Source organism: Mesorhizobium sp. B2-7-1, assembly GCF_006440735.1.
GTDB lineage: Bacteria > Pseudomonadota > Alphaproteobacteria > Rhizobiales > Rhizobiaceae > Mesorhizobium.
Window position 1 is genome coordinate 25,145 of the sequence record NZ_VFUA01000008.1, and the last position, 24,932, is coordinate 50,076.

Annotated in this window: 14 protein-coding genes and 2 pseudogenes; 10 read left to right on the forward strand and 6 right to left on the reverse strand. The window is 61.3% G+C overall.

Going from position 1 to position 24,932, the window contains the following annotated elements:
- Positions 1-2 precede the first annotated feature (2 nt).
- Positions 3-314: a hypothetical protein gene (locus FJ471_RS05255; RefSeq protein ID WP_140802106.1), complete on the forward strand. Its 312-nt coding sequence runs from the start codon at positions 3-5 to the stop codon at positions 312-314.
- Here the strand turns inward: FJ471_RS05255 and FJ471_RS35185 are convergent.
- Genes FJ471_RS35185 through FJ471_RS05275 form a run of 5 tightly spaced genes read right to left on the reverse strand, consistent with a single transcriptional unit; the run spans position 311 to position 11,791 of the window.
- Positions 311-1,336, reverse strand: a complete 1,026-nt coding sequence (locus FJ471_RS35185) for a hypothetical protein (protein ID WP_246684616.1) — start codon at positions 1,334-1,336, stop codon at positions 311-313. The two genes, FJ471_RS05255 and FJ471_RS35185, sit on opposite strands and share 4 nt — an antisense overlap.
- Positions 1,236-2,321, reverse strand: a complete 1,086-nt coding sequence (locus FJ471_RS35190; RefSeq protein ID WP_246684617.1) for a hypothetical protein — start codon at positions 2,319-2,321, stop codon at positions 1,236-1,238. Before FJ471_RS35190 ends, FJ471_RS35185 begins: the two co-directional genes overlap by 101 nt.
- Positions 2,322-2,336: 15 nt before the next feature.
- Positions 2,337-7,883 (reverse strand): DEAD/DEAH box helicase, encoded by a 5,547-nt coding sequence (locus FJ471_RS05265; RefSeq protein WP_140802107.1) that lies wholly within the window; start codon positions 7,881-7,883, stop codon positions 2,337-2,339.
- A gap of 15 nt (positions 7,884-7,898) precedes the next feature.
- A complete protein-coding gene (locus FJ471_RS05270) occupies positions 7,899-8,966 on the reverse strand; it encodes a hypothetical protein (RefSeq protein ID WP_140802108.1) in 1,068 nt (355 codons plus the stop codon).
- Positions 8,963-11,791, reverse strand: a complete 2,829-nt coding sequence (locus FJ471_RS05275) for a hypothetical protein (protein ID WP_140802109.1) — start codon at positions 11,789-11,791, stop codon at positions 8,963-8,965. Before FJ471_RS05275 ends, FJ471_RS05270 begins: the two co-directional genes overlap by 4 nt.
- Positions 11,792-12,088: 297 nt before the next feature.
- Between FJ471_RS05275 and FJ471_RS05280 the strand changes: the two genes are divergently transcribed.
- The 8 genes and pseudogenes from FJ471_RS05280 to FJ471_RS05315 form a co-directional block, all read left to right on the forward strand.
- Positions 12,089-12,571 (forward strand): hypothetical protein, encoded by a 483-nt coding sequence (locus tag FJ471_RS05280; protein ID WP_140802110.1) that lies wholly within the window; start codon positions 12,089-12,091, stop codon positions 12,569-12,571.
- Between the two features lie 91 nt (positions 12,572-12,662).
- Positions 12,663-14,615: an ATP-binding protein gene (locus FJ471_RS05285; RefSeq protein ID WP_140802111.1), complete on the forward strand. Its 1,953-nt coding sequence runs from the start codon at positions 12,663-12,665 to the stop codon at positions 14,613-14,615.
- Positions 14,616-14,800: 185 nt separating this feature from the next.
- Positions 14,801-15,502 carry a hypothetical protein gene (locus FJ471_RS05290; protein WP_140802112.1) on the forward strand — a complete coding sequence of 234 codons (702 nt, stop codon included), beginning with the start codon at positions 14,801-14,803 and terminating at the stop codon, positions 15,500-15,502.
- Positions 15,503-15,504: 2 nt separating this feature from the next.
- A complete protein-coding gene (locus FJ471_RS05295; protein ID WP_140802113.1) occupies positions 15,505-17,217 on the forward strand; it encodes an ATP-binding protein in 1,713 nt (570 codons plus the stop codon).
- A 71-nt stretch (positions 17,218-17,288) separates the two neighbouring features.
- On the forward strand, positions 17,289-19,325 hold the full coding sequence (locus FJ471_RS05300) for a Druantia anti-phage system protein DruA (RefSeq protein WP_246684618.1): 2,037 nt from the start codon (positions 17,289-17,291) through the stop codon (positions 19,323-19,325).
- 234 nt (positions 19,326-19,559) lie between these two features.
- On the forward strand, positions 19,560-21,248 hold the full coding sequence (locus FJ471_RS05305) for a hypothetical protein (RefSeq protein WP_140802115.1): 1,689 nt from the start codon (positions 19,560-19,562) through the stop codon (positions 21,246-21,248).
- Complete coding sequence (locus FJ471_RS05310; protein WP_140802116.1) at positions 21,249-21,614, forward strand: hypothetical protein; 366 nt, start codon at positions 21,249-21,251, stop codon at positions 21,612-21,614.
- Positions 21,615-21,683: 69 nt separating this feature from the next.
- A pseudogene (locus FJ471_RS05315) lies at positions 21,684-22,233 on the forward strand (DUF2493 domain-containing protein); the annotation flags it as partial.
- A gap of 24 nt (positions 22,234-22,257) precedes the next feature.
- Here FJ471_RS05315 and FJ471_RS05320 read toward each other — a convergent pair.
- The gene (locus tag FJ471_RS05320) at positions 22,258-23,598 is read right to left on the reverse strand and encodes a hypothetical protein (RefSeq protein ID WP_140802117.1); all 1,341 of its coding nucleotides are present in this window, start codon (positions 23,596-23,598) and stop codon (positions 22,258-22,260) included.
- Positions 23,599-23,876: 278 nt separating this feature from the next.
- On the opposite strand from FJ471_RS05320, the pseudogene FJ471_RS05325 reads away from it, so the two are divergent.
- Positions 23,877-24,821: pseudogene (locus FJ471_RS05325) on the forward strand (IS630 family transposase).
- Positions 24,822-24,932 lie beyond the last annotated feature (111 nt).

A 24,932-nucleotide genomic window follows, 5' to 3' on the forward strand; every position in this document is an offset into this window, starting at 1 on the left:
GGTTGCATCTGGCGAGCGCCGAAGCCCTTGGCCGGCAGTGGATGCGATGGGCACATTCGTTCGCGCAGCGATTTCGCAAGGTTACAGATGGGTTCGGCGCAGACAATCAACTGTTCACGTACCTCCTCGAAACGGACGTCGTGATCAGCGCGGACAAGGCATTCCTCGCGATCCTGGACGAGTGCCGCCCATATGCACCGCGTTCGCTGCCGGTCGGGCGCCTTGTCGCCGCCGGGATGCCCGGAGTCGAGTCGGTCCTCAGCCTTCTGCAGACACATCCGAGAGGCGGCGACAGCAACTCGATATTCGCCTAGCCAGCGGCGAGTTGGACCTCGGCAACGCCTGGTTCGACGATCCAATCAACAAAGTCGCGCCTTTTCGCGTGCACCTTTGCCAGCGCGTTCCGAACAAAACTGTCTTGCGGATTGACGTTTATCACGAGGGTGTCGATCGCGCGCGTGAGCGGGATCATCACCCAACGGGACGCGTGCTGCGCGGCCGATTCCTCGGCCGTGCGATAGAGGTCATCAACGACGTGATCTTCGGAGAACCACTGACTGCGCTTGTAGTCCCACAGCGTGTCGAGCTGGAAATTTATGACCGTCCAACCCTCGAGCCCACGGCAGGAGTCGTATTGTACAAACCGCAGTTGATCGCGGTGGGTGGGAAAATGCTCGCGAACATCCCGGCTTGTTCCGTCCCACACCATGCCGCCGCTGCGCTCATAGATTGCGGCGGGTCGGCACAATTGGCCCAACGGCCCAGCCGGCACCATGACGGGGGAAACACAAGCGAGCATATCGACGGGCGCGTTTCCAAGTGCGCGCGCATCGTCACACCAGGCTCGCAAGAGTTCTGGCCTGCTGGCCAAATCGCCCTCTACGACAAGCACTCGACCGCCAGGGGCATCGCTATTCGGTTCGAGATCCCAATCATCGATACCGAGACCTGCCGCCATGTCTCTGACGAAGGCGGCAAGGTTGGCCTTCATGCGCATGCAGCGCGTCAGCCGTCTCGCCCGCAGCGACATCTTCGGAACACCCTGCGACCAGTCGGCCACCGATTCCCGCACATACTGATCAACGCCATCTGAGACCGTCAGCCGCTCTGGCTCGTAGAGGTGGCGCAGGATTGCGATCTCGTCGGCCGGCCAGTCCTGCCCCTCATCGACAAACACCAGGTCCCAGTCAAAATCGGCACCATGCTGCATCATAAGCGCGTCGAGATCAGCGCGGCTAACGGTGCCGGATTGGAGGTAGTCGAGCAGCGCCGCCTTGTGTTCGTCGAAGCGTTCCAGAAAGCCGTCGTAGCTGTTTATGATGCCGAGTTGACGCATCACGCGGCCAAAGAACGCGTGAACTGTGTCGATCGCGATCCCCCCCTGTTTCCAAGCTCTTGGGGACACCGAGCAACGCCATGGTGCGCCGCAGGTCGGCAACGAGCGCCTTGTTGAAGGTGAGCAGCAAGGATCGTTGCTGCCGCACTTCATAGGCCCGATATGCCATTTGCAGGAGGATGACGGTCTTGCCCACGCCACCGCGTCCCTTGAGGATCACCTGGCGCTCGCCGAGATCATCAAGCCACGCATCGGACATCGCGCGCTTGGCGATCATATCCATGCGGCGGCGATCGAGTGGCGTCGGCTCGAGCGTGTCGAAGAGTTCGAACTCCGTGGACAAGAGGCGCTCGAACACCTCCCCCGCGCCAAAGACCAGGTCCACGCGATTTCCATTGCGGTAAGGCCGTGCGATCTGCCCGAGCACGTTCAGCACGCGCTCGAAGCTGGCATCGCCGCCGAGGCAATTGTGCGGTCGCTTCGGCAGATCGCTTTCGCGTAGGCCGGTAAAGAGGATCAGGTCCTGAACGTGGATTTGATCGAGGCCATGCCGTCCGAGATACTTCTTGAACTCGAACATCTGCAGCCGGTTTTTTTCGGTCACGCACTCCCAGGTTGCTCTGCCGTTTCGAATGTAGCGGACCGATGCGACCTTGCCGTCGAAGCGTACCCCCGAAGCATCGTGGGATTTGACTTCGATCACCAGCGCGAAGTTGCGGACGCTTGCCGCTTTGGGGACGAACGGCTCCATATCGCGCGGGTAGAATTTCCACTCGACATCGAAGGCACGCGGCGAGGCAAACTGGCCCACAACGATAAGGTCGAGATCCTCGACCTTATATCCGTACATCTTGAAGCCGACGAAGATCTTGACCACGTCCTCGCGGCTCTGCGCCAAATCAGGCCAGAGCTTGAGAAGCAACCGCCGCACGTGAAGTGCCGCCTCGTATTCCTGCCCCTCCAAAACGCCTAGAATCTCAATCACGCCCTCGGCTCCTTCCTATGCCCCGAGCGCGCTTTGCACGTTCCTGGTCGCCGCCGGAAGGTTTCCCCGTACCAGCAATTCGTTGACTGGAATGACGGGTATCTCGCCCCACTTCTCGCGCATGTCGGCTATGGCTGGATCGGCCGGATGGTCGCCGGTCAAGGCACCCGCGAGCGCGATCGCGAAGCGCTTGCCATCAACGCGCGTAGCCAGAATTGGGATCGTGACCGGCCCGATAACCGGCACGGTGACGTCCTCATCCACCGCGAAGGCGAAGCCATCGGTCTGTCGCTCGAGATCCTGATGAAGGAGTCGGCTCGATGAGCGGATGCGACGCGCATTGAATGGCTGCATCTCCCCGCTGATGAGGTAGTCGAGCAGTTCCGCGCCGACGTGTCGATCGAGGAGCCCGTGCTCGAACTTATTCTTGAAGCTCCGCAGACAACGATAGCAGGAGGCGTCGCAATCCTCAGGGCACGTTTTCATCAGGGTCAGTGCTTGCTCGAACAGTTCGCTGCTACGGTGAGCGACTTGGCTGGCGAACCCGGCGCCGCCTGGAAGCGTGTCATAGAGAAATATCTCCGCTTCAAGCCCGCTCGTTCCCGCAGGGGTCAGCGCGGGTCGATATTCAGCCATCAACTCGCCAGGCTCGATCTGGAGCATGGAGGACGCGGCCTTAGCCAGTGCTTCGCTGACCGTCCGCAGTGCCACGTCCGTGGGATAAAGCCCCGGTTTGAGCTTGAGCGGTGCGGCGACCCTGAGCGAGAATAGGGCAATGTCGGTAATGAAGTCGGTGCCGAGCACCAACCCGCGCGTCGTGCCGCTCCCCGGACATTGCGGTTCTTTCTCGTCCGGAAAAGGCTTCTCGTGCGGACCGCCAAGCGCCGCGGTTGCCTCAGCTGACGCTTCGATCCGTCCGCACTTGGTGCAGTAGTTGTAGCCCTCTTGTTTCGGACCTGTGTTTGAAACAAGCAGGTGCTTGCGGTCGGGCATCGCCCGGATTCGATCGTTCACAGGGACCCACTTCTCGTCGTCTGCCGGGGTGGGCATCGTCAGTTTCGCCCGCGTCGCATGGGCCGTCTCGGGCATGTCGTCCGGGGACGTCATCTCTTCCTCGTAGACCGGATGGGCAAATCCCGGCGGACGCATCCAGAAATGGGTGGGACCGAAAGTGCCCTCACCACCACATGCACGACAATCATGCGCCACCCCCGGCTTGAGCCCGGAGTCGAGTGGCACGGTCTCAGCAAAATGGCACTCCGAGCACTCTCGATAGAGCCGCCGGTTTTGCCAAGCGTCGAAACGGTCGTCAGGCATCGGCGCATAGATCGCCCCCGATGTGTAGCATTTGCCTGAGATCCATACGGTCTTGCCGGGCGCGTACTGCGAGAGTGCGACAGGCAAGGATTGCGACGGCGCAAACTTCATGACCGGCCGAAACGACGTCGAGCGATCAATATCAAAGACGTTGAAAGTCGCGACGTCGGTCGGAAACGCGTAGCGTGGAAGCACGCCGCGGTAGAGCAAGCGGTCAAGCAGTTTACCCGTCAAAGCCTTTTCAGGCGGCGCCTCCTCACCCTCCTCTTCGGGAACTTCGGGAGCCTCCTCCGCGTCCTCCTCGACGGTCTTATCGCCACCGAGGGATTTGGCACTCAATGCCTCATCGACTGCCTTGAGAACGTCCTGCACCATCTGCTCCAGGAGGGTCTCGCGGTCCTCATCGTGCAGTTCATTGGGGATCCAGTCCGCCACGCGGGCCCGCAGTTCTGCCTCGTGCGCTTTGAGCCAATTGGCGAAATCACTCCTGTTGAGAATTTCGGTTCCAGATTTGAAGCCTTCGACGGTGCCCAGCACGGAGAATAGGCTCGGATCGGCATCGGGGTCGAAGCCGGGTATCCGGTCCTGGTGATAGCTTTGCAGCAGGAACGCTCGGATATGTCGCTGTACGATATCCGGATTGTTGAGCGTCAGCTTCGGATCGACGACCGGCCCGGCGATCATGGCCTCGGGCTGGCTGAAATAGTGTTCGTCGTGACTGTCGGCGCTGCCGAATGCAACCACGGTCGCGACCGCATTGCCTCGACGCCCGGCGCGGCCTGCGCGCTGTTGATAGTTGGCCCGCCCTGGCGGCATGTTGCGCAAGGCAACACCCGACAATGCGCCGATATCGATACCGACTTCCATGGTCGTCGTGCTCGAGAGCACGTCGATGGCAGTGGACCGCTTGGCTGCCGCTCCCCAGTCGAGCGCGACGTCCTGGAACAGCAGTTCATTCTCCTCGGCGCGCGAGAAAACGTCCTCGCTTTGCGGCGCATTCAATTGGGCGGTGTGCTCCGCTGCGATCAGCGCCATCGGCTTGCGATCAGGATCGGTGAGCGCCGCCACGACGGGGTTGCGATAGTAACCCTTGCGCGCGGTGAAAACGGGGTCTTCCAGAGGATTGAGCGGAGCGATGTTCGTGCTGGCGCAATCGAGGCAGTGGGCGATCCGTGACATCGGACGGTGAACCGAGCGGCAATCGCCGCATCGCACCCACGAACCGTCGAGTTCCAGAGAGAGATTCTTGCCAGCAAGCCGCTTGAACCCGCTCTCCATCTCTTCGGTGAAAATCGCCATCAATGGCTGTTGCCAGGTCTTATCGAACACCTTGCGCGTGGCACTGTCGGGGATCACGCGCTGCATGGCGCGGAACGTGCCCTTCTGTGCCCGAATACTGGTTCCGCGCCCCTTCGGACGCTTGTACCATGTCGGTGGCATCGCGTTCAGCCAGAAGCCATTCGACCGCCAACAGCGCAACCAGGCGCGAGCGAGACCGATCTTCTCCTCGTTCGTTTCAGCTAGGCCAGGAATGTTCGGCAGCGCGTGTACTGCCGTAACCTTGTCGGCGCTCTCGCGAAGTGATGCGAGCGCAAGGGCCTCGAGACCCAGATAGCGATCCTGAACCGTCTTAACGATGTCATCGAGAAGCGCCTGGGGCACCGGGTCGCTCCTGTGCTTCACCCACAGCATCATCAGCTTTGCCGAATCCTCCAGTGCGCCATCACGCACGGCCGCGGCGATTTCGGAGTCCGTGGCGAACGTCTCGCCGGGTTTCAATTCGGGTCGCAGCCGCACACCCAATGCTTTGGAGGCGAGGATGACGGCCACGTAGAGGTCGCCCAGGTTGAGCATCGAGGCAACCATTGGCTGCTGGCGAAGCCTGTCGAACCCCCACACGATCAACGACCGCAACGCATCGCGCACCGAGTAGAGCTGAAGGTTTGGCGCCAGGCGCGCCGCGACTTGGCGCGAGTCAGAAAACACGAGCACCTTGCGCCCGCGCAAAGGGGCAAAACTCGTTGCCTCCTGCGGTCCGGGTGGCTGGACCTGAATCTGACGCGCGACGAGTGCCTGGAAGGGTTGGTCACCCTTGGTCTGGTGATCCTGAACCGATGTTCGCCCGAACGCAGCGGTTTCGCCACATACCGCACACGGCGTAAATTGCCCCCGCACTTCCGCGCGCGTATCCACCTCGCCGTCCTCATCTGTGGGCGGCGTGGTGCGATCTTTCCGTAGATAGACGGTGCGGCTGCGCGGACCGGGAACTGGCGGGTTGAGCCGGCCGGTCTCAAGGTCGTACTCGGCCAATTCCACGACATCCGTCAACCGGGGTTCCGCCAGGAGCAGATCGAGGTCGAGCAGCGGTGCGGTCTCGATCCCCGGCATCTTGAGTCGGCGGCCCGGCTCGGACCAGAGCGCATTGGGCGTGTCGACGTCGTCCGAATGCGCCCGGGCATGGGCGGCACCACAGTTGCGACAGGTGTAGAATTCCAGCACGCGCGAGCCACATCCACAAACTTCACGCGGCTGGCTGTACATGCGACCGCATACGCCCGACCGATCCTCCGGCGCGACCTCGGTACATTCAGGATCCATGCACACCCACAAGCCGGGCAGTCCGCGATAGAAATTGTGAATCCGACATGGCAGGAGGCCGGCCGCATCCGCTGACTCCCGCGCTACGCTGCCGAGCGCGAGCAGCGATGTTACGGCACGGTTTGCCAGGTCGGGCGCATCGGGAAACAGCGCTGCTCCCAGATCGGCCACCGGCCGCGCGACCTTCATCGTCATGTTGACGAGCAGACCCAGTGGCGCGAAGGTTTCAAGTGCCGCGAACAGGCTCTTCTCCAGGTCCGCAGCCGGAGCGACGTGCCGGTGCGCCAGAAGCGGCGCGACAGCGGTCTGGCGTTCCGCCTCGTCGGGCGAATAGAACCCGTCGAGATCGATCGTCGCGAGAACTTCGGCATCGGCGGCCGTACCGGGAGCCGCATGCGATCGCAAATCGAGGTCACCCACCACCGGCACGAAACTCTCAACTGGCGCACCCGACAATTGTGCACCAAACTCGCCGCCCTTCGCCGTGTCGGAAAAGCTGGCGGTCGCGCAGATGACCTGGAAGCGCTCTACCGGAATGCCGAGCCGGGCGCGCAAGCGGCGGAGGAGCAGGCCGACCTCCGCCCCAGCGGCGCCTCGGTAGAGGTGCGCTTCGTCGAGAACGACGGTGAACTTCTCGTCCGGATTGTTGGCGAGCCAAGCACTGGTCTGGTCGAAAATCGTCCGCTCGATCGGACGCATCAACATGTACTCGAGCATCGAATAGTTGGTGACGAGAAGATCAGGGGCCGCCGCTTGCGCCTCGTGGCGGGTAATCAGTTCGCTGTCGTCGGGCAACGTCACGGCGCGAAGGGGTTCACCTGTCTTGCGATTGACCCAGTCCGTGCCCTTGGCGCCAAACCATTTTTCGAGGTCGGGCTTGGCTGGCCATTTTCCACGTTCCTGCAACTGTCGGCGCAGCTTCGCCGCGCGTTTCTGGTCGTCCGAAACTGGACCAGAAGCCTGGCGCTCTATCTCGACATAGAAACTCTCGAACGACGCGAGTTTCTTGCCGTCCCGCTTTCCCGATCTCACGCCGGCATAGGGTGTGCGGCTCGTGTAACGGGCAAAGGTGGGTGGACGTCCCGCCCACGCGGTAAACAGCTTGACCAGCCGCGGATCGCCAAAGATCGCGCGCATCCTGCCCAACTGGTCGTTCACGAGCGCGTTCATGGGATAGAGCAGTAGCGCACGAGCACCCCGCTGATCGCGGAACGCCTCTGGATGCTCGGCCGCTTCGCGAGCAAATTTGCCCAGGATCGGGAGCAGGAACGATTCCGTCTTACCTGAACCGGTACCCGTCATGATCACGAGGTTGCTGCCATCGATCAGCGCATGGCGGATCGCGTCGCCCTGATGGCGATACGGCGGATCGAACAGCAGCCGCGCATTTTTGCCGTCCCGTTTTGAGAGCGCGGAGTAGACTGCCAGAGCAGCGGGCGGAAGGCCCGCTATATCTCCGAACCGCTGTCCGACCTTATATTTGGGGGTCGATTCCAGATAAGGAATCTGATGGGTGACGCCCGCACGATCGAGGAGCGTTCGACGCTGCGCGATGAGCGCGGCATCGCCGATGTGATAGGTCGCCTCGATATAATCTTTGAGCGATGAATGCAGTTCATCGATCGTCTCTTGGATTGTCCGCGTCATCCGCCCCGTGTCCCGCTATTTTTCACATTCGAAATAGAGATAATCCCTTAGAAATGCCCGTTCCGCATCCACTTGATTTGCGGGCATCCGAAATGACATCAGGCAATTCGCCGGCTTGCGTTCTTCACCGACAACGCCAAGGCGCCGTCGCGCCCAACTCGGGAGGGGGAAGAATAAGTCGAAGTCCGAGAACGCGTCCGTCGAGCGGACACGATAGCGTTGAGGCCGACCAGCCCGTGCGTCGAGGGCCAGTTGAATTCGCCATGCGCTGTCACAGCCGCGCCAACGACTGCCTGGCAGCGGGAGATCAACCAGCGCTTCGAGTTGACCGAGGTTGAATCGTGCATATGCCCACAAATCCGCGCCGTAAGCTTGCGGGCGACGAACGATGAAGCAACCGGTCTGGCGCAGAGGCGCACGCCATCGATCTCGGTACCGACGTGTTTCCACAGTCCAGTCGAGGATGCGCGTATCCTTCGTATCGGAGATCGCCGATCGCCCTCCGAGCCGCGCATCCATGCCCGCAATAAGGGACCCAGCATCCTCCATCTTCGGCACCTTCAGCCAGGTGTCGAGCGATAGCTGACGAAACCCGATGCCATCGAGCAGGAGAGCAAGATCCTCGCCCTCCAACGCCTCGATCATGCGCGTCGCCGCGCGGGCCTTCACGCGTTCTCGCAGTTCCGCCGGCAGGGGCAGCGGATCGTCGCTTGCCAGCCCCACCACGAATGCCGTTCCGGACGGATGAATGATGAAACTCGGCGGAGCGGCAAACAACCAGGTGGCCTTGACGGTCTCGTCGAGCGTCGTGACGTCGCTCAGTTCCAGAAGGTCCCCCGCAGCAACCAGAGCATCGACCAGACGCTCGAGTTGCTCAACGAAGGTGTCGTCGATCGAGACCAGGTTGCGATGACTTTCGATCACGGCTGCGATCAGAGTTCGTGGGGAACATGGGCACTGATAACCCGCCAGGCGGCGCAACGTGGCAATCCAATATTCATCGTCGGTGTTGGCTCCCGCAGGGAGGTGCAAAGCTTCCCGAGCAGACCCGACAACAGCGGCAGGCGAGACAACGCTGATCATCGGCGACCCTCCTCCCCTGGTTCCGACCCCGAGGCGACCGGTGTCGCAATGCTAAGCAATCGTGCTGCTCGAAGCAGGAACGGTACAGGTCTCAGGGCGTCGAGATGCGCTCCAAGCGCATCGGTCCATGGCCCGTCCCCATCGAGCCAGCCGGCGATGGCCAGAGACGCTGCGCCGGCGCCGTTGGGGACTTTGCTGTAGCGCCGAGCCAGGGCCTCAAATTCCGCGATCCGTTTGGCCAGCGCCATCGAGCGAAACTTGTCTATGTCCCGCGCGATGACAAAGTTGAAGGCGGGCGGGGCACCCGTCTGCGCGGCAAGGTCTTTGAGGTCCTTCGGACCTTTCAGCGATTGAGAATAGCGAGCCTCAGCCCCAGCCCAGTCCGAGCCGAATACCAGCGCTGCCAAAGTCCGCTGAAACGTTTTGATGACTGCCTGCTGGCGCGACGATACAAGCGGACCGACGAGTTTGGCGCCCGTCCATAGCTCCAACAGCGCAGCCAGTTGCCCGATCGCCTCCCCCGCCGCGGGGTCCACCCCAACTTCTGGCTCGATCACCAGCCCGGACAGGCTGCCAAGAGTTTGTGGCATGCTGACCACGAGCGCTTCAGATCTGTCCCCATAGGAGGCGACACACAGACCTCCCTGCTCGGTGGGGGAGAAGTCAGATTCCAGTTCTTTTGCGTTGAGCTCGATAGCGTTGGCGGGTTGCGCAAACGGAAAGAACCGCGCGACCACCGGGTCGTCACCACCATGGTCGTCGATGAGGCGCAGCGCCGTGCGGTTGGCGCCACGATGCCAGACCCACCTCAGCGGCGCCACGTCACGATGAAGCGGCAATCGCCAACAACCGCTCGCGTCACCGTCTACAACGAGCCGACCCGATGTCGCCGTCAGATACGCCCATGGATCGGTCTCCCTTATCAGGAACGCCGACACCGCGCGCATCCAGGTCTCCTTGGTCACCGGCAGGGGAAGTGCCGCGACCTGTTCCGTCGCGAGGACACCACCAGCGGCATTCAGCATCTCCACGAAGATCCGGACCTGTTGCTGGGCTGGACCGAGCGCCTGGAGACTCACTTCCCCCTTCCAGAACTGGTCAAGGCTCGGCTCGGCAGGGTCGGCAGTAATCGCCAAGCCGCTATGGTTCGTTGTTCCGGCGATCCACGGCTCCGGCGGCCGAATGGTCAGCGCGACGTAGCCCGCCGCCGCTTTCGGAGCACCGCCGGCCTGTGATCTCACCTCCACAGAAAGGGTGTGTCGTCCAACGTCCAAATTCGTGAGCTTCAGAAAGATCGGCGAGTTCCCGTTCGCCGGGATCTCAAGCGTGGGACCCGCGTTCAACCGAACCGCAAAGCGCTCGACCGAATGGTCGGCTTCAAGAGAAAGGCACGGACTTTCGCCCTCCATCCACTCGGCGAATCCTTCGCCATCCCAGCGCCGCGCTTCCAAGCCAGCCGGCGCAATGCGTATTGACTGCCCTACACCGAGTCCGAGGGCGCGCAGCGCCGTGATCACTTCTTCTGAAAGGTGCGAAGGCAAATCGAAGCCGATGGCGGTCGCGCCCGTAGACCCGAGCGTGACCGGCGTCCCAATTTGCCCGGTCGCGATAGGGACGTCTGAGACCAGCACATAGCTTTGGCCTGGCCGTACCATGCGGCCGATAACTTCATGCGCCAGCCCATCTGCTCCAACGCGAAACAGCCAGATCGGCCCTGTTGTGATGCACCCGTCCGCGGCCAGCAACTGCTCCAGCATTGGAGGCGGATCGCTGAACTGGACAATTGGCCGATCCGAAGATGGCCAGGATGCGAGAAGGCGTCGTTGATCTCCCAACATCAGCCAGCCGGGTGGCAGCAGGCCCGGCGAGCCGCCGACATTGCATCGTGCCCGCCGCAGATACGCACCGAGGTCAGGCGAGAGGTCCCCAATCGGTCGCAGAGACGGGAGTTCAATCCAAGATTTCCATTCGCCAGGGCCCGCGCGCCGCAGTGTCAGAGCCGGTCGGATATAGGGCTGGGCAGTGGTGACCGCCGTTCGCGGCGCAGAGGCGTTGCCAGAACTTCCCGGAAGCTGGCGCGCTGTCCCCTTGAGTTTATAGCGCTCGGCGACTTGTCGTGCGTCCCTGAGCCAGGCGCGCGCCGCACTCGCCTTTTGAAGATCGGCAACGATCCGCTCGAGCGTGACCGGAAGCACGAACTGGGCAACGGCCTCTGTCCGGCCTGCCAGCAGCGCCAGGACGATCCGACCAGCGATTTCCTCCTGTTCCAGGAAGTTGCGGAAACGGGATGGAGCATCGTGCGACACGCCCGCCAGGAAGCGACCGATCTTCGCTGGCTCGTCGCCGAGCATTTTCGCGAGTGGATAGCGCCAATGGTACAGCGCACGAGCCAGATCAGATTGCAGATCTCGCGGCAACAGCGCGTGGGTAATGGGCCACGCTATGATGGAGAACCAAGAGGCCCACGGTCCTGTTGGCTTGAGACCTGCATATTTCTCGTGGAACCGTCCGAACCAACGGCGGAGTTGGCGGCGATCCACCAAATGCCGCCACTCTGGCGTTCGGCGCTCGAACGTCGTCCAGTATTCATCGCCATCATATTCGTAGCCCTGCTCGGCAGCGTAAACGACCCACACAAGCCAGGACTGTGCGGTTTGTTCGACGCCCAGCGACCGGTTGAGCAGTTGTCCGACGACGTTTCGCTCGTCCGCGTCAAGCCCGTGCTCAATCGCGAAAACGGGCAGGCCCTTCGGGCGGCGCGTTTGAGCGAGCGCAGCGAAATGCGCCTCGAGGCGTCGCTGCCAGCCTTGAAGGATCTCGGCCAAACCGGACTGCAATGCGCTAGCGGGCGACCGCACCGCGCGGCCGCCACAAATGCATATTCAACATTCACCCCCCAAAAGCCGTGTAAGTCCTTATCGGCGTTTGTCAGTCGCCGGATTATTCACCAAGTGAACCTAGGCAGATAGTTCTACGAATGATAGTCCACAAAGCAAATTACGGAAAAGTTGCATCGCCGAAATTGCCAGCGTCTCGATTTGCTTCGCGACTCAAGAACGAACTGATGCAACGTCGCCGCTATGGCGGGGAGCCTATCAAGCAATCGGAGGCAAGTGAGACCGATGGGCAAGCCACCCTATGATCAGCGAACAGACATCGAGCGGCTCCGGTCGCAATGGACGAAACTGACTGGCCTGCACAACCGCAACGAGGCATCCGCAGCCATCGTTCGCTGCGCCACCGCTGCCGAAATCGCGGCCAATTTTGCGATCAGAACCGAATTTTCACGCCGCACTCAATTTGACGCTCGTGTCGTCGACGGGTTTCTCATTTGGGCAAACGGTCTCGACGGTAAGATGAACCGGCTGATCCTTCCGATCTGCTTCAACGGCGTGAAAAGCGCCGAGTTCAAGAGACTCCAGACGGCCGCCAAACGCATCCACGAGGTCCGCAACGAAATCGTCCATCGCGGCGTGTTCTCAGATCCCGAAGACGCCGAGTTCATTGTCGGCCAGTCCCGCGAATTTATCGAAACGCTCGTTCATCGGTACGACGACACTTTCCGCTTGCCGAAAGCGTCGTCGCGCACCCGATCACGGAAATAATGCGTCGGGCGGCGCGCACACGCCGACAGAAAGTTGGCCTAGGTAGGTTGTCACCCCATGCGGCCAAGAGCCGTGATCAAAGGAGAACGACATGACCACCATCGACACGGACACGACCAGCGACCGACTGCTCACCGAGGTTGAGCGCCAGCAGAAGTACCTGGACCGGCTTCCAGACGATTTCGCCTTTCCGCTCTTCAATGCCGCCCAGGCTCTCGAATCCCAGCGTCGCAGCGGGTATCGCAACACCGCCGCGGCCGGCCGCGAAATCGTCGACAACGCCATGGAGGCGGGCGCGAACAGGATCGACGTCTGCTTCGGCAAGCCCAAACAGTTGAAGGCGCATCAGCGCGCCGAATCTATCAATGCGATCGCGTTCATCGACAACGGCTCGGGCATGATCCCCAAGATGGCGCAGTATGCCCTGTCGTGGGGCGCCAGCACGCATTTCGATGATCCGAACTTCATCGGTAAGTTCGGGTTTGGACTTCCCAACGCTTCGATCAATCAAACCCGGCTCGTCGAGGTTTATACCAAGATCGAAGGCGCCAAGACGATCACGAAGGCGTGGCTGGATGTGCGCGAAGTCAAAAGGCATGGCCTGCAGTCGATTCCGGAGCCGGTCGAGGCAGATTTGCCGGAGTTCGTGCAGACCTATCTCGACAAGAAGGGCCTCGCATTCGATCACGGCACCATTGTCGTGTGGGTCGATCCCGACCGGATATCCTACCGCACCGCAGCGTTGATGCGCGAGCATCTGATCGACGACTTCGGCGTCACCTATCGGTACCTGCTGGAGAAGGTGGACCTCTTCGTCGAAGGCACGAAAGTCGAGCCCGTCGATCCGCTGTTTCTGACCGAAGGCGCCCGCTACTTCCTGCCGCAGGACAAAGGCGGCGCGGAGATGAGCGCGGATTGGAATATCGCGGTCAAGTATGTGCGCAACGCTCAAACCGGCCAGGTCGAGTTGACCAAGGTCGGCGACGCCGAAGAGCTCAATCGTGATGACCCGGACCTGGAGGCCGCAGGCGCGATCTATATCCGGGTCAGCCGGTTTCCCTACGGCTTCGCCAAAGACAATGCCGGCGGCAAGGCCGAGACCGATGCCCACCGCCGTTTCGAAGTCCGCAAGACGCGTCGCGGCATGTCCTTTGTGCGAGCTGGTCGTGAGATCGAAACGGTGGACGTCTTCCCCAAGTCGATGAAGGACCAGGCCAAGGGTCTTGGGAACTGGCCCTTGCTCCAGTCATATGCCTATCACTGGGGCGTCGAGGTGCGTTTCGATCCCACTCTCGATGAAGTGTTCGGCATCACCAACGACAAACAGACAGTCAGGCCGACCGAGGATTTCTGGCGGTTGCTCGCGTCGGAAAAGGTCGATGCTCAACTCGGCCGCGAGCAGGCGTTCCAGCGCACGAACCGGAAGGAGGAGAAGGCAAAGCAACGTCAGGCCGAGGCGCGCAAGGCGGAACGGAAGACCAAAGCTGAAGAAGCGGCGGCCCGGGCCGACAGCGTGGGCGGCCAGAAGCCGAAGGTGGCCGATCACGCGAAAAGCAAGGCCAGGGCGGACTTTGACACCGAGGCAAAGCGCGTTGCCAAGGTGGACCAGATTTCGATCGACAATGCGCGGGCTGCCCTCGAAGCCGAGGCAAAGCGCCGGCCCTACGTCATCGATTTCTTCGATGAGCCGCGCGGACCGTTCTACAAGCCGGAATGGAACTTCGGCAGCCAAGTCGCGGCGCGCATCAATCGTGAGCATCCCTTCTTCCAGGTCCTCTATGCCCCACTGCTCGGCCTCGCCAACGGCGACGAGGCGAAGCAGGCCCTCGACCTGCTGCTCATTTCGCTGGCGCGCGCCGAGTTGGGCGTCAACGACGAGCAGGCGGCGCTCTGGTACCAGGCGCAGCGCGAGCGGCAATGGAGCCCGTTCCTCGCCGATGCGTACAAACTGCTTCAGCAGACGATGGCCGCGCCGGATGAGGAAACAGCCGAATCCGACGACGTTGAAATCCCGGCCGCCCCATCGCTCGAGAAGGTCTCTTGACGAGGACGGAGGCGCCCCTGGCGCCTCCGTCCCATCTACCCCACCGCACGCCATGGTGCTATCCTGGCCATGGTAGAGTACCAGCTCGAGACCAGTGTAGGCGCGGCCATGAGCCGCCATGTCCCCCGGACGCTGCAACGGCCTTCAAGCTGAGTTGAAGGTCACTGCAGCCAAAGGAGGACTCCGTGAAAAACGGCGTTACGACGATTCGCCTTGATGACTTGATCGAGGCCGCTCTTACCAACAAGCCCTACAATCAGCAGCGTTTCGGCCGCGAGGTCGAGCGCTATTCCCGCCGGATCTCGAAAGCCCGCGCCCCCGACCTACCGGACGATCTCCATGCCGATATCGCCCAGGAAGCCTTGGCGCTTCTCTTCAAGGCCGGCGCCGCCGTTCTCGCGACCGACACCGGCAAGGCAGCTCTCCGCAAGGCGGTGCTCAAGGCAGTTCGTATCGTCCGCGCCAGCTTCGCACCGCCCGGTCAACGGACGCGACCCGCGCCCGTTGACCGGACGCGAGTGATGGCCGGTGAACAAACGCGAGTGGCGGCCAGTGCGAAACCCGCTTCCATCGCCGCCGAGCATGTCGGGCGTGTGGTTGACGCCGGCGCGATCGAACGTGCCACCGTTGGCGAGGGCCTGAACCGGGCGATTGACTTCGACCGCCTCGAACATCCCGACGCAACTGCGGCCGTCAAGCAGGTCGAGGACCGGATGGAGATCGACTTCATCCTCGGCCAGGCGCCATCCCTTGTGGCGCGTTCTCTTCGGTTCATTCATATCGACGATGAACCCGTGGAGTTGGTCGCTTCTGCCGCGCATCTCAGCAGGTTTGCCCTGAATCGGCAGGTCAAGGCCTTCCTGTCCGCCTGGCGTCTGGCGGCGTAGCGATGTCCGGGCAGCGCCGATCGCTGCGAGGCGCGGGCTTCGGCCCGCTCCTCGAGGCGCAGAAAGCCTATGCCCGAAGGAGCGGGGCCCGGTCGAAATTTGGCCTGATGGTTCCGGAAGCTTTCGTTCGCGGCATCCGGGACCTCGGTTACCGCAGCAATGGCGACGCTGTGGCGGAGCTGATCGACAATGCCCTCCAGGCCCACGCCGACCGGGTCGACGTCGTCTTTGGCTACGAAGGTTCGGGCTCGACCAAGAAGCCGGTGCAAATGGCCGTCGTTGACAACGGCCACGGCATGGAACCGGCCATGATCCGTATGGCGGTCATGTGGGGCGGTACGCACCGCGAGAATGACCGTGACGGGTTGGGGCGGTATGGATACGGATTGCCCTGCTCGTCGGTCAGCCTCGGACGCCGCTTCACCGTAATTTCCCAAGTTGATGGTGGAAGCCTATCCGCCGTCGAGCTTGACCTCGATGACATCGCGGCTGGCAAATATACCGATGCCGAAGGCGACATTGTCGTTCCAGCCCCGCGGCCTGTGGCCCTTCCGGCCTTCGTTGCCGACCACATCGCCAATATTTATCCGGGCGGATGGACCTCCGGCACGGTCATCTTGGTCGAGAAGCTTGATCGCCTTGAGTGGTCCACGACCCAGGGCATGCGCGACAATCTGTGCCGACAGTTTGGTGTGACGTACCACAAGCTGCGGGGCGAGGCTGCGCTCTATGTAGACGGTCATTTCGTCTACCCAGTGGATCCCCTGTTCCTGACCCCTGAATTCTCCCTCTACGATCTCGACGAGGAGAGGGCCCAGCCCTTCGACCCCGTGCGCGTCGAAGTGCGGGATACCCAGTCCGGAGCCTATCTCGGCGCGGCGACGCTTCGCTATGCGTGGCTGCCGCCAAGCTTTGGTTCCGTCGATAAGGAGCGCGACGCGGTCGGGCTGAATGCCAATGCCAGGTTCTCCATCCTCAAGGACTATCATGGCATCATCTTCAGCCGGAACGGGCGCCTCATCGACGTTCAGACGCGAACGCCATGGACGAGTTTCATCAACAATGATCGCTACATTCGAGTTGAGGTCGAATTCTCGGCGACGCTCGATGAGTTGTTCGGCGTCACGACGTCGAAGCAGCAGGTGACCGTTTCACCTGCAATCTGGGACCTCCTGCGCGAGGCCGGGTTGCCCAAGGCCATCGAACAACTGCGCAGCAAGGTCAAAGAGGCCAAGGCAGAACGGCGCCTGAAAACCCTATCGCCCGAGCCCGGCCAAATGCGGCTGTCGGAACGGGCTATGAGCCGGGCCAGCCTGCTGCGTGAACCGGCGCACTCCAATCCGCAATGGGATTTGGGTCTCCGTGTATCGCCTTACCGTTTGGATTTCGAACATGCTGCGGGCGGCCTCTTTTTCCGCACCGACCGCAGCGGAGGGGCCCGGACGCTTCATATCAATACCGCTCATCGCTTCTTTGAGGAGATTTACCAATCGCCGGCGGCAACCCCCATGTTGCGTTCGGCCCTCGAACTCCTCCTCTTCACGCTTGGCGACGTCATCCTCAACGAGGACAATGGCAGCGCGTCCGAGAGCGCGCATCGGATGCTCGCCTGGTCCCGCCGCCTCGATCTGGCTCTGCAGACGCTTGCAGATCATCTCAAGTGGACGGACGAGATCGACGTTGGACAACCGGCTTGGCCGGAGGATACTACCTAGCGGGGGGCACTTGATTTTGCGATAGAGTAAGCGGGCCGCTCCACGCGGCCCGTTCGATTCTTGGAGTTGCTGTGTCGGCGGACGATAAACTCTTTGGCCCAGGGCGGCAGCGCGCTTTCTCGCCATTTTTGGCACCGGACGAGCGCCGCCAGCTCAATGAGGCCCTGAGGATCAGCGGAGATCTGCCGCGGGGTTTCGCGGACGAGTTGCGCGCCCTGGCCCGTCGCTATGTTGACGACGGCGAAAGCGTAAAATTGCGTGCGCTGTGCCTGCTAGTTGCCGATCTGTGCGAACAGGGCTGGCAGGTCGCGGTCGAACAGGATCGGATCATCTTCGAGCCTCCCGGCCTCAAGCGCAGCGGCGAACAGAGCATTGAGGACGTCAAGGCCCGCGTGCGCGCGGCGCTGCAGACGGCCCGTCTGCGCCAACTGCGCGAGCCGTCCGTCCGGCAATTCCTCAAAAGGATGGAGCGATCGACGCTGCGGCCACAGGGTCGGACCTCCGTCCTCGATCTTATCGACGATGGCGCCTCCCTCGCGAAGGCCCTCAAGAAGGTGGCAGCGTTGCCGGCCGACGAGCGGGATCAGGCGTTGGCCACGATCATCGATCCGGTCGTCGAGATTTGCGAAAGCGGCGCAAAGTGCCGCGATACCGGCCTCGGATTGATCGATATCTGGCGGTATTTCCGCCATACCTGGGCGCATGAGTACCGCTCCGTGCCCGGACGGCAAATGCTTGTCCTGATCCGAAACGCCGCCCGACCCAATCGCCCGATCATGGGCATCGCCATGCTGGCGAGCCCGGTGATGCGGCTCGGTACCAGGGATCGTTGGATCGGATGGCTGCGCGAGTCCGCTGAGGAAAAACTGCAGAGTGGCGAGTGGGAGCCGATTGGCTTTGCCAAGGCCGTGCGCAAGCGCATCGCCGACTCGATTAAGGCCATCCGCTGGGACGATCTCGCCAGGAAGGAAGAGATTGCTCACCCCTCGGAAACGGTGGTGTTTCGTCTTGAGCAGAAGGCAGCGGGAGCGGCCTTTGCGCGAGAACAGCAGTTGAAGGACCACTATGAGGATCACCACGACGAGCACGGTCGGGTGAAGCCTTACCGCGGCGATCTGAAGTTCGCCCGGCCAGACTCCGACTGGAAGGGTGCTTCAGAGGACCTACTTTTCGTCCGAAAGCGGGCCGAAGGCCTGGCGCAGTTGCTGTTCGCCAAGAGCGTCTTTCAAGCTGCGCATCTGTCCCGTAAGCCGTTCGAAGCGCTTGACCAATTGTTCCGGAGCAAGGACGGGCAGCGCGCCATTGACATTGCCCTTGCCGAGTTCCGCAAGGCTGGACTCTCCAGCGAGGTTGCCGATGTGTCGGTCTGCGGGGCCGTCCACCCCTACAACGAGCTTTTGGGCGGAAAGCTGGTCGCTTTGCTTCTCACCTCGACCGAGGTCCGGAACGCGTATGCCAAGCGCTATGGCGGCCAAACGAGCGTCATCGCGTCCCAGATGGCGGGACGGAAGATCTCAAAGCCGGCAAAGTTGCGGATTCTGACCACCACGAGCCTGTATGGTGTCGGCTCAAGCCAATACAACCGCCTCATTCTTCGAGCCGATGACCATTCGGAGTTGCCCTTCGACGTGGCTTGGGGAGCAATCGGCAAGAGCCTGACAGGGGGTTTCGGCACCCTGCACTTGGGGAGGGAGACTGCGCATGCGTTGCGCAGCATGGCAATTGCCCGTCACGACTCCCGGCGCGTTAATAACCGTTTCGGTGAAGGAACGAGTCCGCGACTACGCCAGATACGAGAAGGTTTGGACGCCCTGGGCCTAAAGAGCGATGCGATCCTGCATCACGCCACTCCTCGCATTTTCTATGGCTGTGAACTCAGTCCGCACGCGCGAGATGCGCTCATGGGATTCGGCGTTCCCGAAGCTGCAGCACCTTCCGCCCGCGATTTGGCAGCCGCTTGGCGGCGCCGGTGGGTCGGGAATCGAATTCTGCGCGAGGACACGATTGATAGGCTTAGAGGACTAGGCGTTACGAGCGTTCGAGCGAGCCTACACGCCGACCCAGATGGGCAGTTCGTCCTACCCTTCGAGCTACCGTCGGTCGGATAGTTGACACCTCGACCGGTACCTCAAAATCCTGAGCCGCGTTGACGGGCTTACCGCACCGGCACTCGGCGCCTCGCGTGAAGGTGCGGCGTGACTGAGGCAAGGCTGGGAGGTCGGCTGGCGACGATCGATGCTGATTCGCTGCAGCCAGGGCTGTAGTCCTCGCGTTGACGCGCACAAGCGGTTTCGCGCAAAAATACCAGTTCCCTCCTTCCGCTTCCTGAGGCTCATCACGTTATGCCGGACCCACTGGTTTTCCCAACTTGGCGCGATTCGTGGCTGCCCATCGAGGGGATGCCCGAGTTGCTAGCAGCGGCTGACGCAGCTTTGCGGCAACGCCGAGCGGGCAACCACCGAATACCACTGTGGTCGGCCACGAGCCCGGACAAGGAAAATCTCGCCGTCGCCATCCGTGCGTTGCACGCATGGGCGGAGGGCGAAGCTCCCCCGGACGTCGCGGCACGACCACGCCTCATCCGACGCATCCATGACATGGTAAGTCCCGTTCTCCATGCTGCGGCGTGGCCGCGCTGGTTGCTTCTTGAGCACGCATTTCTAGATGCTTCGGCGACCGGCGATCTCCTATTCGCTGCGCTCGTGCTACGGACGCTGTGTGAGGAAGCGATCCGTCTCCATGCGCTCGACATCGATGCGAACAGGCTCACAGTTCTGGCGGGATCGACGGTGAAAGAAGACGAGGATCGCGTAAAGCAATTTGTCTCATTTGCTTGGGCCTCGCTTGCCGGTCTCTCCATGAACACGATCATCGAGGGGGTGGGTTGGCCTTCCCTAAGTTCGACAGCAAAGGCAATGCCTCGTCTGGAAAGGGCGCGTGCCGCGCTCAACAGTTACGTCCATCCAAACTATGGAAGCCACATCGTTGCCCTTTACCCAGAGCGTTCTGCGGCCGCGAGGCTGGTCTTGGAGGCAGTTGCGACGGTCTACGAGGCATTCTTCGCGCTTTCTTGGTCGCAGAAGAAGCTAGTTGCTCGTACCTTACCCCACGGCTTGAGTCCGTCCGAATCTTGGAAGCGTACGACTCGTCGCTTCATGTCCGACATCCTGCCTGAGCTTCGACGAACGGCGGAAAACGACATGGTAGCCGAGGTGATAAAGGCGCCCGCTACGGTCGAATGGCTCGCAACGGAAAGGAACGACTTGGAGGCCATTCTCCGTGACCCCGCAGCAGTCCCCCTAATCGAAGGCCTGCCCCGGAAGCCTCTAGGACCTCCAGACGCGCACAAACTCGCGTTCAGAACATGGGAGGGCGCTCGTGCTGCTGACATTCTCGGATTCGCTGCTGCTAGGCGTGCCGAGCAGAATGTCGTTTCCGAGTTTCCGGCTGGCGCACCCGCCCCAACCGATCAGGTTCGATGGCTACGCTTCAATGCCCTTTGCCTCCAACTCGCCATGCTGATCGATCGAGCCAAGGCAGCAGCCCTCAAAGTGCAGCTTGTACGACAAATCGTGCAAGGAAACAGTTTGGCCATACCACTCTGCGTCCGATCCTTGATCGAGCATCGAGCGCTTGCTGTCTGGCTCCCGGCCAAAATTGGATCGGCACTAGACACAGCGGCCACCGAGATTCAAGCGGATCGGTTACTCCCGGAATTCGGCCGACAGGCCGAAACCGCCCTAGCTAACTTTCTGGCTAGTCAGGGGAAGGAAACCAGAGAAGAGCGGCGTGCTTGGATCATGAGTGAGCAAGGCGGTGTGCGCGTAGCCTGGCTGAATCTGAAGAATATTGTGGAGGCAGCATTTGGGGAAAATGACCGGTTCCACAAGCTATATGCCCTATCCTCCGCCGCGATGCATGCGCGATCGTGCCGCGGAATGGACTTCCTGCTTCGGGCCGCGGATTTGAGGGCTCATTCTCGTTACACCGGATTGCTCGTACTGGAGCGCCTCTGCACCTGGAATGAATAGATGGATCATTTGTCGGCAGCGGCCATCGCATCCGGTCGCATGGAGCATGCCGCAGCTTTTGGGGGTACGGCGGCGGCGGCGACAGACCGCATCGCCCAACAGATGTTTGGTCATTTCCAGGAAGCGTTCCTCCCAAGCCTGGACTATTCGGGAGATGGCACCAAAGAGGATCCTTTTTCTCTCGAGCCTCATCTCGAATACTATCAGGCTTCCCGCGCGCTGCTCATGCAACTGGGAGTCAATCCAGTTGAAGCCACGCGCGTGTTGGATCACGATGCGTCTGGTCAACTCTGCGATAAATGGCACGGGCCTGATCGAGAGTATTGGTTCAAAGCGCCGTTCAATCGAGATCCAGCTACTTCCTGAATAGCCGCTTGATCCGGCGCGAAGCGGCCTGAGGCTCGGCTCTCCGCGTCACCCGACCTGCTCGACGCGCAGCGACCCTTCGACGCTTTCGAGTTGATGCGCGATCAGGCCGCCGATCACTACGAACGGCATTCGGGCTCGGCCTGGCGCCACGCTCCGGGTCGATGGTCAACCACCGGCACCTCACCGCCGATAGCCACGATTTTCTCGCCGCTCGGCGTGGGGTTGGCACCGAGGTCATGATGTCGGCAGGGCCGAAAATCGCCCTCAGCGGAGGCCTCGACTTCAACGACCATCAACTCATCTGGAAGGTGCTTGACAAGGTCCTCGCGAAGCACCCCGACATGGTGCTCATCCACGGCAAGTCCCCCCAGGGCGCCGAACTGATCGCAGCCGAATGGGCCGACAGCCGCGAGGTTGGCAGATCGGATTTGCCCCCGATTGGACCAAGCTCGGCAGGGCCGCCCCGTTTAAGCGCAACGACGCGATCCTGGATCTCCTGCCCATCGGCGTTATCGTTTTCCCAGGCACCGGCATCCAGGACAACTTTGCCGACAAGGCGAAAAAGCTTGGCTTCGTGCCCTATGACTTTCGGAACCGGCGCGCGAGTCCTCGCTAGAGATCAGATTGGACGAAGCAGCCATCAGTCTGGCCGCTCGTCGTTCTCCGCCGAACTCAGCAAACCGCCATTCTTGATCCATTGCAGCGCACTAATTGATCGCGCCTGTCCGGCAGCGTCATCTATCGACCAGTATTGGAGAGACACTGGGGGATGGTAGACGTAGGGATCGATGCCAGTTCCTTTTGGCCGCTCGGCAAATTCAACCTTCGCTGCGCGCGCGGAAATATTCAAGAATGCAGGGCTGATAAGCGCGCTCAGCTGGTCGATCCTGCGCCGCAGCCACCCGATCATTTCAGCATTTGGAAATTTGGGATCTGCGGCTGAATTCAGGTGCGCGAGAATCTCTACCAATTTCTGACGCTCCGCGATGCGCTGATGCACTGCCTCGAAGAACTCGATGCGATGCTTTTCGCGTGCGTCGAAAGCTTCTTCCAACTGGCGAAGCCTCTCTGCCTCCTTGAATTGTCGCGCACCTTCCTCCTGCTCTAGCCGACGTTCCTTTGCGAAGACAGCGTGCTGGGCGAAAGCCTCCAAAACCGTCGGCAGCTTCTGTTCAAGCGGCTTGGACCGGCGGTCAGAGAATTTGCGCCGTAGCCCGGAATATGCATTGGCGTGAATAACGATCGAGAGCCGCTCCGAGGGAAAATAGTCATACTTGGGCCAGGGCTCCCGGGCCATATTCCAACGCGCATTCCGTTCCTGCTCTTTCAACTCGGCGGGGGTTGGCTGGTGTGGATTGCGATCTACTGGTGTCTCAAGAGCGAATGTAACGGGTTCATCATCGATCACCAGAACCAGCCCGTCGTCGATTGCCTTGGGTATATAGCCTTGCGTGCCAGCGAGCGAAAAGAATTGGGCTAGCAGTGCAATGCCCCGTTCTATTGCAGGCGGACCAATCCTGAGCGGTACGACTCCTCTCCCTTTTGCGGATACGAAACCCTCACCGTCAGGGCGTGCTTTTCGGATGGTCCGAAGAGTCGCTGAAAGTATGGTCACATCTGCCGTCGCTTCGTCAGCGGTCTTCTTCGGGCCGTCTGATGGCGTTGTTTCCTTCGCAATTTCCGCCAGTTTCTCGCGCACGCGCGTTTTCGCCTCGGTCACCTCCTTGGAAAGGTCCGGATTGATCGCGCCCATGATGTGGATTTTAGCTAGACGTTCATCGCTGAGGTCCGGGAGGGGCGGATGCCGGACCGGTTTTCTATGCTGGAGCTTCGCCCAATAGCCACGTTCCGGCGTCGGTATTTCATGACGCGCGCAAATCTTCTTGAGGCCGGTTCCGGTGATGTTGTAGTCGGCGGCCACCTTTATCAGTGGTCGTTTCCAGACTTGCTCATATAGCTCTGCGCGAGACACGGTCGGCATCGGTCACTCCATGGATGTCTGATGGCTGTGATGGGTGGCTGGACTAGCCTATGATCAGTGGAAGCGCTGCCAAGCGATGGCGCCAGTATCAAACGCGAGAGCCGGTCCTCTCACGGGAGAATGGCGCGATCTTCCCGATGGCGCCAGTCCGGATGAGAACCGTGCGGCTGCCGCGTTTACCTCGGTCCCTAGAGCGGGATGAGATTTGTGAGAGTCGTGGGATTCCCAAATCATCGCAGTTCTGATTCAACATGCATGCTGGGAGGAGGCCAGCATGGATGGCAGCCTATTCGATGGACCTTCGCGAGTGGGTTGTAGCCGCGGTCAAGACGGAAGGGCTCTCGCGACGCGCGGCGGCGGCTCGGTTTGGCGTCAGCTACAGCGCGGCTATTCAGTGGCTTAAGCGTGTCGAGGAGACTGGCAGTGCTGCACCTCGTCAGGTCGGCGGCTACAAACCGAAGAAGCTCTCGGGAGCGTGGCGCGACTGGCTGATCGAACGCTGTCACGACAGGGACTTCACCTTGCGCGGCCTTGTGGCCGAACTTGGCGAGCGTGGCCTGAGGGTCGACTACCGTTCGGTGTGGGAGTTCGTGCATGCCGAGAAGCTCAGTCACAAAAAAAGACGCTGATCGCCGGTCGAACAGGATCGTCCCGATATCGCGCGACGGCGCATGCAGTGGACGAAGTATCGCGGCCGGATCGATCCGGCGCGACTGGTCTTTATTGACGAGACCTGGACCAAGACCAACATGTCGCCGCTCAGGGGCTGGGCGCCGGTTGGACAGCGCATCAAGGCCAAAGTGCCGCATGGCCACTGGAAGACCATGACCTTCCTGGCCGCGCTGCGCCAAGACCGGGTCGACGCGCCTTGGCTGATCGACGGACCGATCAATGGCGAGAGATTCCTCCTCTATGTCGAGAAGGTTCTCGCTCCGACCCTCCGGCCGGGCGACATCGTCATCATGGACAATCTCGGCTCGCACAAAGGCAAGGCGGTGCGCCGCGCCATACGCGCCGCCGGCGCCAGGCTCTTCTTCCTGCCGAAATACTCGCCCGATCTTAATCCGATCGAACAGCTCTTTTCAAAACTTAAGCACTGGCTGAGAAAGGCAGCAAGCCGCACCGTCCACACCGTCTGCGACGCGATCGGCCAAATTCTCAACCGCATCACACCGACAGAATGCTCACACTACTTCGAAAACTCCGGATATGACCGAAACTAATCTCATCCCGCTCTAGGTGCCGCAAGACCGCTCCAGTACGGCCTCTCTCTTGGCTTGATCTGTCCGAAGGCCGGCTTCGCCTTGATCGCCTAAAGCGCAACAGCGCCGTCG

Excerpts from the sequence above, each read along its gene's own strand:
- FJ471_RS35185 (WP_246684616.1), bottom strand. The coding sequence starts at position 1,336 with ATGCGTCAACTCGGCATCATAAACAGCTACGACGGCTTTCTGGAACGC.
- FJ471_RS05265 (WP_140802107.1), bottom strand. The coding sequence starts at position 7,883 with ATGACGCGGACAATCCAAGAGACGATCGATGAACTGCATTCATCGCTC.
- FJ471_RS05270 (WP_140802108.1), bottom strand. The coding sequence starts at position 8,966 with ATGATCAGCGTTGTCTCGCCTGCCGCTGTTGTCGGGTCTGCTCGGGAA.
- FJ471_RS05280 (WP_140802110.1), top strand. The coding sequence starts at position 12,089 with ATGGGCAAGCCACCCTATGATCAGCGAACAGACATCGAGCGGCTCCGG.
- FJ471_RS05285 (WP_140802111.1), top strand. The coding sequence starts at position 12,663 with ATGACCACCATCGACACGGACACGACCAGCGACCGACTGCTCACCGAG.
- FJ471_RS05295 (WP_140802113.1), top strand. The coding sequence starts at position 15,505 with ATGTCCGGGCAGCGCCGATCGCTGCGAGGCGCGGGCTTCGGCCCGCTC.
- FJ471_RS05305 (WP_140802115.1), top strand. The coding sequence starts at position 19,560 with ATGCCGGACCCACTGGTTTTCCCAACTTGGCGCGATTCGTGGCTGCCC.
- FJ471_RS05310 (WP_140802116.1), top strand. The coding sequence starts at position 21,249 with ATGGATCATTTGTCGGCAGCGGCCATCGCATCCGGTCGCATGGAGCAT.
- FJ471_RS05320 (WP_140802117.1), bottom strand. The coding sequence starts at position 23,598 with ATGCCGACCGTGTCTCGCGCAGAGCTATATGAGCAAGTCTGGAAACGA.